We start from the raw sequence: 18474 nt of genomic DNA on the forward strand, positions 1-18474 counted from the left end.
GGTCGTCATGGATCAAACCAGTGCAAGCCCGCAACGCAGTTACACCCGTGGTTCCCAGGACAAAGCCTTGCTGGCGATGACCATAGGTCAGGCGTTCGATATCACCGCCGCGCAGTACCCGGATGGCGAGGCGCTGGTCGTGCGCCATCAACAGTTGCGCTACACCTGGCGGCAACTGGCGGAGGCGGCGGACGTGCATGCCAGGGCACTGCTGGCGTTGGGATTGCAGGCCGGTGACAGGCTCGGCATTTGGGCGCCGAACTGCGCCCAATGGTGCATAAGCCAGATCGCCAGCGCGAAAATCGGCGTGATCCTGGTCAACATCAATCCCGCCTATCGCAGTTCCGAACTTGAATATGTGTTGAAGCAATCCGGCTGCCAGTGGCTGGTTTGCGCCGGGGCCTTCAAGACCTCTGATTATCACGCGATGCTGCAAGGCCTGGTGCCGGAACTGGCGGATCAATCCATCGGCAAGCTACAGAGCGAACGTCTGCCGGAGTTGCGCGGCGTCATCAGCCTCGATGCGCAGCCTCCCGTCGGTTTCCTGCCGTGGTCGCAACTGGCCGATCTGGCGGGCAGCGTGTCGGTCGAGCAACTGCACGAGCGTGAGGGCAGCCTGCATTTCGATCAGGCGGTGAACATTCAGTACACCTCGGGCACCACCGGTTTCCCCAAGGGCGCGACCCTCAGTCACTACAACATTCTCAACAACGGTTACATGGTCGGCGAAAGCCTCGGCCTCACCGCCAATGATCGCCTGGTGATTCCGGTGCCGCTCTATCACTGCTTCGGCATGGTCATGGGCAACCTCGGCTGCATCACCCACGGCAGCACCATGATTTACCCCAACGATGCTTTCGATCCGTTGCTGACCCTGAGCACCGTCGCCGAAGAACAGGCCACCGCGCTGTACGGCGTGCCGACCATGTTCATCGCCATGCTCGATCAGCCCCAGCGTGCTGAATTCGATCTGTCGAGCCTGCGCACGGGGATTATGGCGGGGGCGACGTGCCCTATCGAAGTGATGCGACGCGTCATCAGTGAAATGCATATGAGCGAAGTGCAAATTGCCTACGGCATGACGGAAACCAGCCCGGTGTCGTTGCAGACCGGTCCGTCAGACGACCTGGAACTGCGTGTTACCACGGTTGGCCGCACTCAACCGCAACTGGAAAGCAAAATCATCGACGAGGCGGGCAACCTTGTACCGCGGGGCACCATCGGCGAATTGTGTACCCGCGGCTATAGCGTGATGCTTGGTTACTGGAACAACCCGCAAGGCACCGCAGAAGCCATCGACCAGGCGGGCTGGATGCACACCGGCGACCTGGCGAGCATGAACGACGACGGTTACGTGTGCATCGCCGGGCGCAACAAAGACATGATCATCCGTGGCGGCGAGAACATTTACCCGCGGGAGCTGGAGGAGTTCTTCTTCACCCACCCGGCCGTGGCCGATGTGCAAGTGATCGGCATTCCATGCTCGCGTTACGGTGAAGAGATTGTCGCCTGGATCAAGTTCCATCCCGGCCACAGTGCCACGGAGCAGGAACTGCAAGCCTGGTGCAAGGAGAGCATTGCGCACTTCAAGACACCGCGTTACTTCAAATTTGTCGAGGAGTTTCCGATGACAGTGACCGGGAAGATCCAGAAATTTCGCATGCGCGAGATCAGCGTCGAGGAACTCAAAGCGATACCGTAGGAGCCGGCTTGCTGGCGATGCAGGCGCCGCGGTCCATCAGGCAGACCGCGTCATCGTTCATCGCTAGCAAGCCAGCTCCTACAGGGCAGGAATTCCAAAACGCAGACAGCACAAAGGGGAGCCGAAGCTCCCCTTTAATTTTGTCGTTGCGCGTGCTCTTTTTTTATTATTGAGGGGCGGTCTGTTTTTGTTTTTGGTGACCGTTGACCCTTTACCGCTGTTTTTGTCGATCCCCATCCGGGATCAAGAGCAAACGTATTTTTTTGAGCGCTGATCTACTTTTTCGCTGAGCGATCCAACCAGTTCGGGAGCTACCTGAAGGTAGTTTTATTGTTCTCTGCCCGGTTGCGGGTAACTCCGAAAAGCACCCTGAAAAGCACACCTTCTCCAAAAAAATCTGTTAGCTGCGTCTCTGCCGTGTTGTTTTTGTTATGTCAGAGTCGTTACGTCTTATTTTTATTAGGGCTTTCTGCTTTTTTTGTTCTTGTTATGCAATAGAGATAGCAGGAGCCGTGCCAACTTTTAAAACTCCTTTAAAATCAATAGTTTAAGATTTTGTAGGATTTTTCTTTCAGGCAGAACCAGACAATATGTTTCCGTGTTACTCGCTTTCGCCCCACATTCCGGTCGTTGCGGTAACACCCCGCAGTCATCCGCCCACGTCAGTGTGCGCTGCGGGCCTTGGCTACGCGGGAACCGGTCGGGCGCCCCAACACGGAACAGATCTGCTGACCGGCCAGGATCAACGCATCGAGGTCGATTCCGGTTTCGATCCCGAGGCCGTTAAGCAGGTAAACCACGTCCTCGGTGGCGACGTTACCGCTGGCGCCCTTGGCATAAGGACAGCCACCGAGGCCAGCAATGGAGCTGTCAAACACCGAGATGCCTTCCAGCAGGCTGGCATAGATGTTGGCCATGGCCTGGCCGTAGGTGTCGTGGAAGTGTCCGGCCAGTTTGTCCCGTGGCACGACGGCCGAGACCACGTCGAACATTTTGCGTGTCGCACCGGCAGTGCCAGTTCCGATGGTGTCACCCAGCGAGACTTCGTAGCAGCCCATCGCGTTTAGCTCGCGGGCGACCCGGGCGACTTGCTCGGGTGCGACGTTACCTTCATAGGGGCATCCCAGCACACAGGACACATAACCGCGCACGCTCACGCCATGCTGTTTGGCGGCGTCCATGATCGGAACGAAGCGTTCCAGGCTTTCGCTGATTGAGCAATTGATGTTGCGTTGGGAAAACGCTTCGGAAGCTGCTGCGAACACCGCCACTTCCTTGACCCCGGAGGCGAGGGCATCTTCAAAACCACGCAGGTTCGGGGCGAGTGCGCCATAGGTTACGCCGGGTCTGCGCTGGATCTGCGCGAAGACATCGGCGGAGCCGGCCATCTGTGGCACCCATTTGGGCGAAACGAAACTGCCGACTTCTATGTAGCCGAGGCCCGCAGCGGTGAGCGCATCGACCAGTTGCACCTTGTCGGCGATGCTGATGGGTTGCGCTTCGTTTTGCAGACCGTCGCGGGGGCCGACTTCGACAATGCGTACGTGAGAGGGAAGGGACATGGCATTCACCTGAAGTAATGGGTGAGCGGTGATCAATTGTGGGGAGCGAGCTGCTCGCGATGGGGACAGCACATTAAACAATGAGGTCGACTGACCCGGCGCTATCGTGAACAGGCTCGCCCCACAGGGGATATGAGCAGATCTACTTAACCGATTCCTGGCTCTTGAGCGTCTGTTCAAGCGCCTGCACGCATCGCTCTTCCGCCGTATCCAGCTCCAGCTTCATCTGTTCGATGTCCAGCAGCTGTTGCTCCAGTTGATCCCGGCGTTCGCTGATTTTCGCCAGCATGCTGTGCAGTTGCTTGGTGTTACCGCTGGAAGGATCGTAGAGCTCGATCAGCTCGCGGCATTCGGCCAGGGAAAAGCCGATGCGCTTGCCCCGCAGGATCAGCTTCAGGCTGACCTTGTCGCGGGGTGAGTAGATGCGCTCCTGACCACGCCGCTCGGGGCTGAGGAGGCCTTGTTCTTCATAGAAGCGAATGGCCCGGGTAGTAATGTCGAGCTCGCGGGCGAGATCGGAAATGCTGTAGGTCTGGCTGCTCATGGAAGCGCTCGCAAAAGGTCATGGCGCTAAGCTAATGGCAGGTTGACGTTTACGTCAAGGGAGAAAAAATCGCAGCCTGCGGCCGCTTCTACAGGGTGAATACAAATCCCGTGTAGGACCTGCCGCCGGCTGTGATTTTTTGATTCTCCTCAAGCCATCTGCTTGTCCAATTTCTTCTCATGTGCCGTCACCTGCTGGCACAACTCGATCATCTGCTCACGCATCCAGCGGTTGGCAGGGTCCTGGTCGGTGCTTTCGTGCCAGTAGAGGTGGGTTTCCACCGGCGGCACGTCGTTGACCGGCAGGCTGAACGAATGCAGATCGTTTCGGCGAGCGAAGCGCTCCGGCACGGTCATGACCATGTCGGTCTGCTGCAGCACTTGCGAGGCCATCAAGTAGTGCTGGGAGCGCAGGGCGATCTTGCGCTGGATGCCCATCTTGCCAAGGGCCAGGTCGACATGACCCAGACCGCTGCGGCGGCTGGAGATATGGATGTGGGTCATGCCCAGGTAGTCATCGAGGCTGAGCTTTTCTTTGCCGGCCAGCGGATGGCCCTTGCGCATGGCGCAGACGTAGCGGTCTTCCATCAATTTGACGTGGCGCACCTGCGGGTCGGTGTTGAGCGGCGCATCCACCGCGAAATCGAGGCGACCAGCCGCCAGTTCCTTGGTGGTTTCGCGACGCTTGGACAGGAAACTCTCGATGATCACGGTCGGTGCAAGGCGGCGCAGGCGTTGGAACAGCGGCGGCAGGATCACCGCTTCGGTGAGGTCGGTCATGCTGATGCGATAGGTCTTGACCGCCTGCAGCGGGTTGAAAATGCGGCTTTCCTGTACGGATACGCGCAGCAAAGAGAGCGCGTTACGCACCGGGCCGATGATGTTCTGGGCCATGGGCGTTGGCACCATTCCCTGGGCTGTGCGCACGAACAAAGGGTCGTTGAAAGTCTCGCGCAGGCGGGCCAGCGCATTCGATACCGCCGGTTGGGTGATGCCAACAATCTGCCCGGCGCGGGTCAGGTTGGCCTCGGTGTAGATCGCGTCGAAGACGATGAAAAGGTTGAGGTCGACCTTGCTCAGATTCATTGCGCTGCACTCTTGTTTTAGGTGGGCTCGATCAGTCGATCATATATCGGTGATGAATGTTAATACACGCCGAGAATAGGCTAGGTAAATTTTCATAGCTGTTCTAGCATCGATTGCATGATCTGAACAACTCCTCTGAACCCCGTTAAAAAGGTAGAGCTGCCCATGGATTTCGCTTATTCGCCCAAGGTGCAAGAACTGCGTGAGCGCGTGACCGCGTTCATGGACACCTACGTTTATCCCGCTGAAGCCGTGTTCGAACGCCAGGTCGCCGAGGGCGATCGCTGGCAGCCGACCGCGATCATGGAAGAACTCAAACACAAGGCCAAGGCCGAAGGCCTTTGGAATTTGTTTCTGCCTGAGTCCGAGCTCGGCGCCGGCCTGACCAACCTCGAGTACGCGCCCCTGGCAGAAATCATGGGCCGCTCGCTGCTCGGCCCCGAGCCTTTCAATTGCTCGGCGCCGGACACCGGCAACATGGAAGTGCTGGTGCGCTACGCCAATGAAGAACAGAAACAACGCTGGCTCGAACCGCTGCTACGTGGCGAGATCCGCTCGGCGTTCGCCATGACCGAGCCGGACGTCGCGTCCTCCGACGCCACCAACATGGCCGCCCGTGCCGTGCGCGATGGTGACGAGTGGGTGATCAATGGCAAGAAATGGTGGACTTCAGGCGCCTGCGATCCGCGCTGCAAGATTCTTATCTTCATGGGCCTGAGCAACCCTGAAGCGCCACGTCATGCCCAACACTCGATGATCCTGGTGCCGGTCGACACCCCCGGCGTGAAGATCCTGCGTCCGCTGCCAGTGTTCGGTTATGACGACGCGCCACACGGTCATGCCGAAGTGTTGTTTGAAAACGTCCGGGTGCCGTACGAAAACGTCCTGCTGGGCGAAGGACGCGGCTTTGAAATTGCGCAAGGTCGCCTTGGTCCAGGCCGGATTCACCACTGCATGCGTTCGATCGGCATGGCCGAGCGTGCGCTGGAACTGATGTGCAAACGTTCGGTGAACCGCACGGCGTTCGGCAAACCCCTGGCGCGTTTGGGCGGTAACATCGACAAGATCGCCGACTCGCGGATGGAAATCGACATGGCGCGCCTGCTGACATTGAAAGCGGCGTACATGATGGACACCGTCGGCAACAAAGTGGCCAAGAGCGAAATCGCGCAGATCAAGGTTGTCGCGCCGAACGTGGCATTGCGGGTGATCGATCGGGCGATCCAGATGCACGGCGGGGCAGGGGTTTCCAACGATTTCCCGCTGGCCTACATGTATGCGATGCAGCGCACCCTGCGCCTGGCCGACGGCCCGGACGAGGTGCACCGCGCGGCGATTGGCAAGTTCGAGATCGGCAAGTACGTGCCTAAAGAAATGATGCGTAGCGGGCAATAACAGCCCTGTGGCGAGGGAGCAAGCTCCCTCGCCACATTTGTCAGTGTTTCAATTCAATACACCCAAACCTCAACCCGCCGATTTTTGATCCGCCCCTCATCTGCGCTATTGGCCGCCACCGGCATCTCGGCGCCGAAGCCACGAACCTCGCGCAACACCACGCCGCTTTTCACTAATTCCCGCCGCACCGCCATTGCCCGCAGTTTCGACAACAGATCGGCGCGCGCGGGATCGCTTTTGGCATCGCCAAACCCCACAAGTGTTACCTGCCGATCGCTTTTGTCGTGCTGCTTTATATAGTCGAGTACCCGAGACAGATCCTGACGAGCCTTGTTATCCAGGCTGGCGCTGCCTTCCTCGAAGCGAAAGTTCACCGACAAACGCTCGGCGTGCCGGCTGAGTCCCTGATAACCCTCGGGCATCAACGCATTCGGAGTGACGGCCATGGCCTGCACGGTCTGGGCGATAAAGCCGTTGGCGGCCACAATCGCCTGGCCCTGGCGGCTTTGGGCGAATGCCACCAGCGCTTTGGCCCAGGGATTTGTGCCGTTAGGCGGCAAGTAAAAGAACAATCGCCGGGACAGGGGATAGTCTTCCGTGGCGATCAGGCTGTTGATGGGCAACATGGCTTGCGATTGACCATCGACAATCGCCACGGCTTTGGCTGATCGCACGTAGGGCAGGCCAATGAAGCCGATACCTTGCGGGTCGCTTCTGACCGCGTCGGACAATTGCTCGCTGGATTCGAAGCGTTTTGCGCCACTGCTCAGACTTTTCCCACGACCGCTGAGGACCAATTCCTTGAACGTGTCGTACGTTCCGGACTGGTCATCTCGCGCATAAAGGTGAATCGTCCCGCCGCTGCCGCCGAGCTCTTCCCAGGTTTTGACTTCACCGCTGAAAATGCGCGCCAGTTGCACGGTGTCGAGTTGATTCAGCGGATTGTCCGGATGAAGGATGATCGCCAGTCCGTCGATAGCGATGACCTGTTCGGCACTGGCACTTTTCAAGTCGCCCAGTGATTCGAGATCAACCAGCTCTTTGTCTTTGATCGGGCGCGATGAGGCGGCGAGATCGGCGCTGGCGGTTTTCAGCGCGGTAAAACCGGTGCTGGACCCGTGTGCCGCCAGTTCTACCTCGACCCGGCGGCCCTGAACGGTTTCGCCGACGATCCGCAATTCGTTGGCCTTGTCCGGCGCTTCGCTGTGCACTTTGATCAGGCCCTGTTCGCGCAACATCCCTTCGACCAGCGCCGGGCCTAATGCCGCGCCGATGGTGTTGGAGCCCTGGATGCGCAGCACCGGGCCTCGTTCGGGCATCGGCAAGTCGCTGGCCGATGCCGTCAGTGGCAGCCAGTTGCACAGCATCAACAGGAACAACACGCGCAGCGTCATGCCGGCACCTTGAATGGCTAAAAGAGGTGCCGGGAGATTAAGTCAGAAAGGTTTCCAAAAGATGACAGTCAAAAGATCGCATCCTGCGGCCGCTTATGCAGGAAAGCGGCGTTCCCCCTGTAGGAGCTACCGCAGGCTGTGATCTTTCGCTTTTCAGCTCAACTCAAGCCAGATCGGCGCATGATCCGATGGTTTTTCCATACCACGCAGTTCGTAGTCAACGCCGGCATCTTTCACCCGTGGCAGCAAACCATGGGAGGCGAGGATCACATCGATGCGCAGCCCACGCTTAGGCGCGTCTTCAAAACCGCGACTGCGGTAGTCGAACCAGCTGAAAACATCCGCCACTTCCGGATTCAGGTGACGGAAGCTGTCCACCAGACCCCAGTTTTTCAAGCGGGCCATCCACTCGCGCTCTTCCGGCAGGAAGCTGCATTTACCGGTTTTCAGCCAGCGTTTCATGTTGTCCGGGCCGATGCCGATGTCGCAGTCTTCCGGGGAAATGTTCACATCACCCATGACAACAACGGGTTGATCATTTTTGAACTGGGTTTCCAGCAATTGCTGCAGATCGCTGTAGAAGCGTTGCTTGGCCGGGAATTTGGTCGGGTGGTCGCGGCTTTCGCCCTGTGGGAAATAGCCGTTCATGATCGTCACCGGCACGCCATTGGCGTCGGCGAACGTGCCCCAGATGAAGCGTCGTTGCGCGTCTTCTTCATCGGTGGCGAAACCTTTGTACAAGGCCAGCGGTTCCTGGCGCGAGAGCAGCGCGACGCCGTAGTGACCTTTTTGCCCGTGGAAATACACGTGGTAGCCCAAGGCCCTGACTTCATCGAGCGGGAACTGGTCGTCATGGACCTTGGTTTCCTGCAAACCGATCACGTCGGGCTGATGCTTTTCGATCAGCGCCGCCAGCTGATGGGGACGGGCGCGCAGCCCGTTGATGTTGAAGGAGACAATCTTCATGGTCGGCAGTCCTGGCAAAAGGGCGATGCTAGCTGACCTGTAGGAATCGGGCCAGTCTGGGGTGAGGTGAATCACTGTGTTCTGTCAGATCTATATTGATAGTTGCGGCCTCTTCGCGAGCAGGCTCGCTCCCACAGGGTTTGAGTCTGGTCTATACCTGTGTAGGAGCGAGCCTGCTCGCGAAGACGACTTCATTGCCTACATTGATTCCGGATCAGGAAGGAACTGTGTCGCCACCCAAAGGCTCGTACCAATAAGAGCGCAGCCATTCGAGCTGTGCCGGGGAGAATGACCGTCATGCCCGAAACGTCCACCGCCATCGCCGATATCCACATGCTCGACAGCGGCTATTCCCGCGAAGCGCGTTCGCTGTTGTACCAGGCTTACCGCCATGAGCCGACGTTCGGCTACCTGTTCGAGGCCGAGCGCCCCGGCTATGAACAGCGGGTCCGCGCCACCGTGCGCGAATTGGTCAAACAGCACTTTTTGCAGGACTTGCCGGCCATCGGACTGCTGGTCAATGACCGCTTGATCGGTATCGCCCTGATCGCACCGCCACAACGTCGGCTGGGTATTACTGAAAGTTGGGCGTGGCGTTTGCGGATGGTGCTCAGCACCGGGTTTCGCTGCACGCGTCGCTACCTCGAATACCATGACGCGGTGGCGGCGTGTGCGCCGTCCGACGCGGTGCATGTCCTGCCGTTGCTGGGCATTCATCCACAATTCCAGGGTAAACATTTCGGCGAGCAACTTCTTCAGGCCGTACATAACTGGTGCGCGGTGGATGAGAACTCCCAGGGCGTAATTCTCGATACCGGCAACCCGCGTTATCTGGAGTTCTACAAGCGACAGGGCTACGAGGAAATCGGTGAAGTCGCCGTAGGACCGATCCGCGAGCACGTGTTTTTCCACGCCAACCCCCAGGTCGTACAAACGGCAACGGCATAACTGTCGAACTTTCCGGGCGCGCCAGGCTCTATCCCGCTCCCAAGCTCGTGATAGCATCCGCGCCTATGAAGTTTCCAGGAAGAATTACCAGTGGCGTGCTGATGCTGATTTCCAGCTGCGCGGCGCTGGCGCAAAGTGAATTGGATGTGCGGATCAAACCGTCCAACGATGAACTGAAAGCCAATATAGAAGGCTATATCGGCAGTCTCGGCGATCGTGACGAAGAAGCGCTGCTTCGCTTCAGTCGTGGCGCCGAAGAGCAGGCGCGCAAGGCCGCCCAGGCCTTGGGTTACTACCAGCCGCACATCGACAGCGACGTAAAGGGCGGCAAGACCCCGCGCCTGATACTGACCATCGATCCCGGCGAACCGGTGCATTTGCGCAACGTCACCATCCGCGTCGACGGCCCGGCAGCCTCGCTCAAATCCTTTCGTGAGCCTGACGACCATGCGTTGAAAACCGGTGCGGTGCTCAACCATGGCCACTATGAAGACGCCAAACGGCTGATCCAGAACCAGGCGTCGCGCTACGGCTTTTTCAGCGGACGTTTTACCAGCTCTAAACTGTCCGTCGACCCGCGCGCCGGCGTCGCCGATATCGAGTTGATCTACAACAGCGGCCCGCGTTATTCCCTGGGCAAGGTCAATTTTGAAGGCGACACGCCGTTCGACGAAGACCTGCTGCAACGCATGGTGCCTTTCAAGGCCGGTACGCCGTATGACTCTGAACTGATCGCCGAACTCAATCAGGCGCTGCAATCGAGCGGCTATTTCGAGGGCGTGCGTGTCGACGCGGCACCGACAGCCTCGAAAAATGATGTGATCCCGGTGGACGTCAAGCTTGAAACCCGCAAGCCGCGGACCATGGGCCTTGGTCTCGGTTATTCCACCGACGTCGGGCCGAGGGTCAAGGCCAACTGGACCCGGCACTGGGTCAACCCGCAGGGGCACAGCTATGGCTGGGAGACGGAAGTCTCGGCGCCAAGGCAAAACGTCGGTTTGTTTTATGACATTCCGCTGGACCCGCCACTGACCGACAAACTGCGTTTCGCCGGTGGTTACCAAAAAGAAGAAATCGCCGACAAGGACAGCCTGAGCAAGTTGCTGACCGTCGGCCCCGAGTGGCACAGCAAATTGCCGAGCGGCTGGCAGCGCGTGGTTTCGCTGAAATGGCAACGCGAGGAATATCGACTCGGTGACGACTCCGGGCTTAGCACCCTGTTGATGCCGGGCGTGAGCTATTCGTACCTCAAAAGCGACAACCGCATCGACCCGCACAACGGGTATCGCCTGCAATTCGAAACCAAAGTGGCCAAGGAAGGCTTGGGCTCGGACAACAACTTGCTGTACGGCACGGCCCTGGTCAAAGGCTTGACCACGGTGTTCGACAAACATCGCCTGCTCGGTCGGGTACAGGTCGGTGGCAGCGCCACCAATGGCTATAAATCAATCCCGCCGTCACTGCGATTCTTCGCCGGCGGCGACCAGAGTGTGCGCGGTTACGACTATCAAAGCCTGTCCCCGGAAAACTCCGACGGTGACCGTATCGGTGGTCGCTACATGGTCACCGCCAGCGCCGAATACCAATATTCCATCGCCGAAAAATGGCGGGTCGCGACCTTTATCGACCAAGGCAATTCTTTCAATTCACTCGAACTGCCGAACCTCAAGACCGGGGTCGGTATCGGCGTGCGCTGGGTCTCGCCGGTGGGGCCGATTCGCCTCGACCTGGCCCATGCGATGGACGACGATGGCGGCATTCGACTGCACTTTTCCATGGGGCCTGAGCTGTGAAGCGTGGTTTGAAAATAACGCTGCTGGCGATTCTGGCGCTGCTGCTGCTGATAGTCCTGACGCTGACCACGGTGCTGAGCACGGCGACGGGCAGTCGATGGGCGCTGGGATTTGTGCCGGGTCTGACCCTGGACAATTTCCAGGGTCGCTTGGGCGGGCAGTGGAGCGCTGACCATGTGTTGTGGCAGCAAGGCACCAGCAAGGTTGAGCTGACCCAAGTGATTTTTGCCTGGTCGCCGCTGTGCCTGACGCGCATGACGCTGTGCATCGAGCAATTACAGGCCGATCAGGTCAGCCTGCAATTTGCGCCGGGCACCGATGAAGAAAGCAGCGGGCCGATCAGCCTCCCGGATCTGAAATTACCTGTCGCACTGGAACTCGGTGACGTAAAGGTTGGCAGCCTGTTGTTCAACGGCAGCGAACAGCTCAAGGGTCTGCAACTGGCTGCACACTGGACCGCAAAGGGTTTGCAGATTGATTCCGTCGCGTTGCAAAGGGATGAATTGAGCCTGAATTTGTCTGGCCTGCTGCAACCCAGCGGCAACTGGCCGCTTAATGTCGAAGGCAAACTGACCCTGCCGGCGCCAGGCACCATGCCATGGGCGTTGGCCCTGAAGATCGACGGCGATCTGCTGAAAACCCTGAATCTGAAAGCCGACAGCAGCGGCTATCTCAATGGGCAACTGACCGGCGAATTGCAACCGTTGGTGGAAAACCTGCCGGCCAAGGTGCGCATCACCGCGGACGGCTTCAAGCCCGGCGCTGACCTGCCGGACACCCTGCAACTCAATCAACTGGAACTCAGCGGCGCGGGCGACCTGAAAAATGGCTATGCGCTGATCGGTAGCGCCACGTTGCCCGCCGAGGAAGGCCCTGTCGCGCTGGTGCTGCAAGGCAAGGTCGACGCCAATGGCGCGCAAATAGCTGCGCTGGACCTCACCGCCAACGAAAAACAAAACTTCAAACTCACCGGGCAACTCGACTGGAGCAAAGGCCTGAGCGCCGAGGCGAAAATCAACTGGCTGGACTTCCCGTGGCACCGGCTCTATCCGCTGATCGACGAACCGGAAGTGGCGCTGCGCAGCTTCAACGGTGAAGTCTCCTACACCGATGGCAAATACCTTGGCAACTTCAAAGCCGCCCTGGACGGCCCGGCGGGGGCGTTCAGCCTGACCAGCCCGTTTGCCGGCGACTTGAGCAAAATTTACCTGCAACAGATTCAACTCGTTGCGGGGCAGGGCAAGGCTGAAGGTCATTTGAACCTGCAATTTGCCGATGGCATCGCCTGGGACACCGCGCTGGATCTGTCGGCGATCAATCCCGCGTACTGGGTCGCGGAATTGCCGGGCATTCTCGCTGGACCGCTGCGCAGCAAAGGCGAGATGAAAAACGAAAAACTCAGCCTGACCGCCGATCTCGATCTGAAGGGCAAGCTGCGTGGCCAACCGGCCGTCCTGCAAGCCAAGGCCGATGGCGGCGGCGAGCAATGGAACCTCAGCGCGCTGCAAATTCGCCTGGGCGACAACAGCATCAACGGCAAGGGCAGCCTGCAACAGAAACTTTCCGGTCAGATCGATATCAAGCTGCCGCGACTGGCGCAGCTCTGGCCGCAACTGCGCGGCCAAGTCAATGGTCGGGTCGATGTCGCCGGCACACTCAAGGCACCGCAAGGCAAGCTCGGTCTGCAAGGTTCGCAACTGGCGTTCGCCGATAATCGCCTGCAAAGCCTGAACCTGGATGCCACGCTCGACAGCGCGCAACGGGCGAAAATCGATCTCAAGGGCAGCGGCATCCAGGCCGGCGATACTTCGCTAGGGACGCTGACCGCCAGTGGTCAGGGCGACATCAAGAACCAGAAACTCACCCTCGACTTGCAAGGGCCGAAGCTGAAATTGGCTCTCGGGCTGGACGGTGCGCTGGACAAAGGCAACTGGCGCGGACGCCTCGCCAGCGGTGACATCCAGGCCGGCGGCCAGGACTGGAAGCTGCAAGGTCCGGCGAAGCTCGAACGGCTGGCGGACGGCAAAATCAACTTTGGCGCTCATTGCTGGATGTCCGGTCCAGCCAGTTTGTGCGGTGAAGACCAACGGCTGATGCCCGAGCCGAAGTTGCGTTATCACCTCAAGCAATTCCCCATCGACAGCCTCGCGCAGTGGTTGCCGAAAGACTTTGCATGGCAGGGCCGGCTCAATGCCGACGTGCAGCTTGATCTTCCCGCGAGCGGCCCGAATGGCCTGATCAGCATCGATGCCGGCGGTGGTACGTTGCGGGTGAAGGATAAGGACCAATGGCTGGACTTCCCGTACCAGACCCTGAAACTCACCAGCAAACTCACACCCAAACGCATCGACACCGATCTCAACTTTGTCGGCGGCAAACTCGGTGAACTGATGGTTCAGGCTCAGATCAACCCGCTGCCGAAGAACAAACCGGTCACTGGCTCATTCCGCTTGAGCGGCCTGGACCTGTCGGTGGCGCGGCCGTTCGTGCCCATGGTCGAGAAACTGACTGGTCGCTTGAACGGCAGCGGCACGATTTCCGGTGGTTTGCTGGCGCCGCAAGTCAACGGTAATTTGCTGCTCAGCGACGGCGAAGTGTCCGGGCCTGAGTTGCCGATGGAGCTTAAAGCCTTGCAGCTTCGCGCGCTGATCGCTGGCGAAACCGTGCAGTTGAACGGCGACTGGAAAAGCGGCAAGACCGGCCAGGGTACGTTGACCGGCGATATCGCCTGGGGCCAGGCGCTGGTAGTGGATCTGGCGCTCAAGGGCTCGCAATTGCCGGTCACTGTCGAACCGTACGCCAAGCTCGAAGTGGCTCCGGACCTGAAGATCTCGATCAAGGACGACAAACTGGCGGTCGCCGGTAAAGTGCTGGTGCCCAAGGGCGATATCACCATTCGCGAGCTGCCGCCGTCGACGGTCAAGGTCTCCGATGACACGGTGATCGTCGGCCAGCAGACCGAAGAGGGCAAACCGCCGATAGCCACGGTCATGGACATCGATGTGGTGGTCGGTCAGGACAAACTCAGCTTCGCCGGGTTTGGCCTCACGGCGAACCTGCAAGGTCACGTGCACATCGGCGATAACCTCGACACCCGAGGCGAACTCTGGCTCAACGACGGGCGTTACCGTGCCTACGGCCAGCGCCTGACGGTGCGCCGGGCGCGGTTGCTGTTTGCCGGGCCGATCGATCAGCCGTACCTCGACATCGAAGCCATTCGCCAGACCGACGACGTGATTGCGGGCATCCGCTTGAGCGGCAACGCCGAGCAGCCGACCACGCAGATTTTCTCCGAACCGGCGATGAGTCAGGAGCAGGCGCTGTCCTATCTGGTGCTGGGGCGTCCGCTGGCCAGCAACGGTGAAGACAACAACATGCTCGCCCAGGCCGCCCTCGGGTTGGGCTTGATGGGCAGCTCCAAGGTGACGGGCGGTTTAGCGAAGAACCTCGGCATCGAGGATTTTCAGCTTGATACCGAGGGCAGCGGCGATGCGACCAGTGTGGTGGCCAGCGGCAACCTCTCAGAGAAACTCAGCCTGCGCTATGGCGTTGGCGTGTTTGAACCGGCTAACACCATTGCCTTGCGTTACAAGCTGAGCAAAAAAGTCTACCTCGAAGCCGCTGGCGGCGTGGCCAGCTCACTGGACATCTTCTACAAGCGGGATTTCTAAGCCGCGTTCCTTTCTGGATATTGCCTCTCCCCCAATCGCTGGCAAGCCAGCTCCTACAGGGCTCACATCGCACCTGTAGGAGCTGGTTTGCCAGCGATTGCGTTCATGCGTCCACCGTAATACCCGACACCACTGGTCAACTAAATACAAAGCAAACTATCTATTAGGTTGACATCGGCTGCCTAGGCAGTAACATCTCGACATACATTCACTGCCTAGGCAGCTAATTGGTGGTCAGATGAAACATTTCACCCCAGACAACTTCCACAATTGCCATCTCGGTCTATTGCTCGGGCGCGCGGCGCTGCTTAAGGACCGCATCATCGACACGCACATGGAACCCCATGGCATCACCGCCGCGCAGTTCAAAGTGCTGATCATCATGGCTCAGTTCGGCGTCGATACGCCGGGTGAACTGTGCCGGCACTTGTCCCTCGACAGCGGTTCGATGACCCGCATGCTCGATCGTCTGGAACAGAAAGGTTTCCTCGCCCGCCAACGCTCTGAAGCGGATCGCCGTCAGGTGCGACTGGTGCTGACCGAAGAGGGCCAGATTCTGGCCGATCGCCTTCCGCACATCGGTGCCGACGCGATGAACCAACTGGTCGAGGTCGTCACGCCGCAAGAGCTGGAGACCCTGGAAAAGATCCTCAAGAAAATTTTGGTCGCAGCCGGTGACTCGATCACTTTGCTGCGAGTAGGTGGTCATGATGAACAGTAAAACCTTGCGCAGCAGCCTGAGCCTGCTGCTGTTGGCCTTGGGTCTGGCCGGTTGCGCCAGTTACAGCGGCCTGAATACCGAAGGCGTCAGCCTCGATGCGAAAAACCTCAAGGCCGGGCAATCCCTCAGCGGCGTGACACTGTCGCCCGCAGCCTGGCCGAAAAGCGACTGGTGGAAAAGCCTCGGCGACCCTCAACTCGACGGTCTGATCCGCGAAGCACTGCGCGACAGCCCGGACATGCAAATCGCCGATGCCCGCGCCCATCAGGCCAGCGCCGCCGCGTATGCTGCCGACGCGGCACGGATGCCGACCCTGGATGCCAGCGCCGGTGTCAGCCGTTCGCGTCTGGCGCGCGATCAAGACCCGTTGGGGCAGGGCGACAACTACGCCACCGTGCGCAACATCAGCGCCAGCTTCAATTACAACTTCGACCTCTGGGGCGGCCAGCGTGACGCCTGGGAAGCTGCATTGGGCCAGGCTCGCGCCGCCGAAGTCGATCAGCAGGCTGCGCAGTTGACCTTGTCTGCCGACGTCGCCCGCGCCTACAGCGATTTGGGGCAGGCGCACATCGTTTACGACTTGTCCGCTGAAGACCTCAAGCGCACCAAGCAAATGCTCGACCTGAGCCAGCGTCGCCTGAGTTCCGGGATCGACAGCCAGTATCAGTTCCAGCAGACCGAAAGCCTGGCAGCCACTTCCGAAGCCAACCTGATCGACGCCGAAAAACGCCTGCAAAGCGCGAAAATCGCCTTGGCGGTGCTACTGGGCAAAGGCCCGGATCGCGGCAATGAAATCGCTCGGCCGAAAATCCTCCAGGCCAGCGCCGTGGCGTTGCCGTCGGTGCTTCCAGCCGAGTTACTCGGTCGTCGTCCAGACCTGGTGGCCGCGCGCTGGCGGGTCGAGGCGGCGAGCAAAAATATCGACGCCGGCAAGACCCAGTTCTATCCAAACTTGAATCTCAGCGCCGCGGCCGGTGCCGAATCTTTGTTGGGCGATGCGATGTTCGGTTCGGCCAGTCGTTTCTTCAATGTCGCGCCGACGATTTCGGTGCCGATTTTCGACGGTGGTCGCCTGCGCGCCGACCTCGATTCCCGCGACGCCGACTACGACCTCGCGGTGGCGCAGTACAACAAAAGCCTGGTGCGAGCGTTGGGGGATGTCAGTGACAGCATCAACCAGCTGCGCGATATCGGCCGGCAGATTGCCGCCCAGCAGCATGCGACTGATATCGCCCAGGATTCTTACAACACCGTGGTACAGCGGTACGGTTCCGGCATCGGTAACTATCTGGACGTGCTCAGCATCGAGCAACAATTGCTCCAGGCCCAGCGTCAGCTGGCCAACCTGAATGCCGAGCAGATCGACCTGTCGATCCAACTGATGCAAGCGCTGGGCGGCGGTTATCAGCCTGAGGCCATTGCCTCGGCCAACGCCACGCCCGCCACGCTGACTCACTAATTCAAGGTATTCATCATGGCTACTGCCGATACAACTCAACCCACTGACAATGCCTCCGCCAACCCAAATGCCGGCAAGCGCAAAATCATGATATTGGTGCTCGCCGTGGTGGTTGCGCTAGGTGGCGCCGGCGTCTGGGCTTACCACGAGTTCTATGGTCGCTGGAGCGAAAGCACCGACGACGCCTATGTGAACGGCAACGTGGTGGAAATCACGCCGCTGGTCACCGGCACCGTGGTCAGCATTGGCGCCGACGATGGCGATCTGGTCCACGAAGGCCAGGTGCTGGTGAACTTCGACCCGAACGATGCCGAAATCGGGTTGCAAAGCGCCCAGGCCAATCTGGCCCGCACCGTGCGTCAGGTGCGTGGCCTGTACAGCAACGTCGATGGCCAGAAAGCCCAGGTCAACGCCCAGCAAGCTGAAGTGCAGAAAGCGCAAGACAACTTCAATCGCCGCAAGAACCTCGCCGCTGGCGGGGCGATTTCCCAGGAAGAACTGTCCCACGCTCGCGATGACCTGACCTCGGCGCTAAACGCCTTGGCCGACGCCAAACAGCGACTGAAAACCACCAGCGCCTTGGTGGATGACACCGTGGTGTCATCGCATCCGGACGTGATGGCCGCCGCCGCGCAACTGCGTCAGGCGTATCTGAACAATGCCCGCAGCACCTTGATCGCGCCGGTCACCGGTTACGTGGCCAAGCGCACCGTGCAACTCGGCCAACGGGTGCAGCCGGGCGAGGCGCTGATGGCGGTGATTCCGCTGGATCAGCTGTGGATCGACGCCAACTTCAAGGAAACCCAGCTGCGCGACATGCGCATCGGCCAACCGGTGGAGATCGAAACCGACCTCTACGGCAGTGACGTGACCTACAGCGGCACCGTCGACAGCCTTGGCGCCGGGACCGGCAGCGCGTTCGCCCTGTTGCCGGCGCAGAACGCCACGGGTAACTGGATCAAGATCGTGCAGCGGGTGCCGGTGCGGATTCACGTCAATGCCGAAGAACTGGCCAGGCACCCGTTACGGGTCGGCCTGTCGACGGTGGTCGATGTCAACCTGCGCGACCAGAGTGGCCCGGTGCTGGCGCAACAGCCAGCGCAAAAGGCCTCGTTCAGCACCAGCATCTATGACCGCCAATTGGCCGAGGCCGACGCGATGATCACCCAACTGATCCACGACAACAGCGCTGCGGCCAGCAAGACCGCGCAGCGCTGATTCACACCGACCCCTG

General features: G+C 59.6%; 13 protein-coding genes. 8 read left to right on the forward strand and 5 right to left on the reverse strand.

The genetic code is table 11. The annotated features are described in order from the left end of the window. Nucleotides 1-7: 7 nt before the first annotated feature. On the forward strand, nt 8-1702 hold the full coding sequence (locus ABVN21_RS05800; RefSeq protein ID WP_339553054.1) for an AMP-binding protein: 1695 nt from the start codon (nt 8-10) through the stop codon (nt 1700-1702). 662 nt (nt 1703-2364) lie between these two features. On the opposite strand, the gene ABVN21_RS05805 is transcribed toward ABVN21_RS05800, so the two are convergent. The 3 genes from ABVN21_RS05805 to ABVN21_RS05815 form a co-directional block, all read right to left on the reverse strand. Continuing rightward, nucleotides 2365-3264 (reverse strand): hydroxymethylglutaryl-CoA lyase, encoded by a 900-nt coding sequence (locus tag ABVN21_RS05805; RefSeq protein WP_339553055.1) that lies wholly within the window; start codon nt 3262-3264, stop codon nt 2365-2367. Nucleotides 3265-3406: 142 nt separating this feature from the next. Then, a complete protein-coding gene (locus ABVN21_RS05810; protein WP_339553056.1) occupies nt 3407-3808 on the reverse strand; it encodes a MerR family DNA-binding transcriptional regulator in 402 nt (133 codons plus the stop codon). A 149-nt stretch (nt 3809-3957) separates the two neighbouring features. Continuing rightward, entirely contained in the window at nt 3958-4893 is a 936-nt protein-coding gene (locus ABVN21_RS05815) for a LysR family transcriptional regulator (protein WP_339553057.1), read from the reverse strand. A gap of 165 nt (nt 4894-5058) precedes the next feature. Between ABVN21_RS05815 and ABVN21_RS05820 the strand changes: the two genes are divergently transcribed. Continuing rightward, entirely contained in the window at nt 5059-6288 is a 1230-nt protein-coding gene (locus ABVN21_RS05820) for an acyl-CoA dehydrogenase (protein ID WP_339553058.1), read from the forward strand. Between the two features lie 53 nt (nt 6289-6341). Here ABVN21_RS05820 and ABVN21_RS05825 read toward each other — a convergent pair whose 3' ends face one another. Both ABVN21_RS05825 and xthA read right to left on the reverse strand, forming a co-directional pair. After that, nucleotides 6342-7682: a phosphate ABC transporter substrate-binding/OmpA family protein gene (locus ABVN21_RS05825; protein WP_339553059.1), complete on the reverse strand. Its 1341-nt coding sequence runs from the start codon at nt 7680-7682 to the stop codon at nt 6342-6344. 153 nt (nt 7683-7835) lie between these two features. Next, the gene (gene xthA / locus ABVN21_RS05830) at nt 7836-8648 is read right to left on the reverse strand and encodes an exodeoxyribonuclease III (protein ID WP_339553060.1); all 813 of its coding nucleotides are present in this window, start codon (nt 8646-8648) and stop codon (nt 7836-7838) included. 297 nt (nt 8649-8945) lie between these two features. Here xthA and ABVN21_RS05835 point away from each other — a divergent pair, with 297 nt between their 5' ends. From ABVN21_RS05835 to ABVN21_RS05860, 6 genes are all read left to right on the forward strand, one after another. Continuing rightward, nucleotides 8946-9596, forward strand: coding sequence for a GNAT family N-acetyltransferase (locus tag ABVN21_RS05835; RefSeq protein ID WP_339553061.1), 651 nt, complete (start codon nt 8946-8948; stop codon nt 9594-9596). A gap of 65 nt (nt 9597-9661) precedes the next feature. Continuing rightward, nucleotides 9662-11389 carry an autotransporter assembly complex family protein gene (locus tag ABVN21_RS05840; protein WP_339553062.1) on the forward strand — a complete coding sequence of 576 codons (1728 nt, stop codon included), beginning with the start codon at nt 9662-9664 and terminating at the stop codon, nt 11387-11389. Continuing rightward, nucleotides 11386-15060: a translocation/assembly module TamB domain-containing protein gene (locus ABVN21_RS05845; protein WP_339553063.1), complete on the forward strand. Its 3675-nt coding sequence runs from the start codon at nt 11386-11388 to the stop codon at nt 15058-15060. Before ABVN21_RS05840 ends, ABVN21_RS05845 begins: the two co-directional genes overlap by 4 nt. A 238-nt stretch (nt 15061-15298) precedes the next feature. Further along, the gene (locus ABVN21_RS05850; protein WP_339553064.1) at nt 15299-15781 is read left to right on the forward strand and encodes a MarR family transcriptional regulator; all 483 of its coding nucleotides are present in this window, start codon (nt 15299-15301) and stop codon (nt 15779-15781) included. Next, entirely contained in the window at nt 15771-17240 is a 1470-nt protein-coding gene (locus ABVN21_RS05855; RefSeq protein ID WP_339553065.1) for an efflux transporter outer membrane subunit, read from the forward strand. The genes ABVN21_RS05850 and ABVN21_RS05855 overlap by 11 nt, the downstream gene beginning before the upstream one ends. Nucleotides 17241-17255: 15 nt before the next feature. Further along, entirely contained in the window at nt 17256-18458 is a 1203-nt protein-coding gene (locus ABVN21_RS05860) for an HlyD family efflux transporter periplasmic adaptor subunit (RefSeq protein ID WP_339553066.1), read from the forward strand. Nucleotides 18459-18474: the final 16 nt, after the last annotated feature.

This window comes from Pseudomonas sp. MYb327, from assembly GCF_040438925.1.
Lineage (GTDB): Bacteria > Pseudomonadota > Gammaproteobacteria > Pseudomonadales > Pseudomonadaceae > Aquipseudomonas.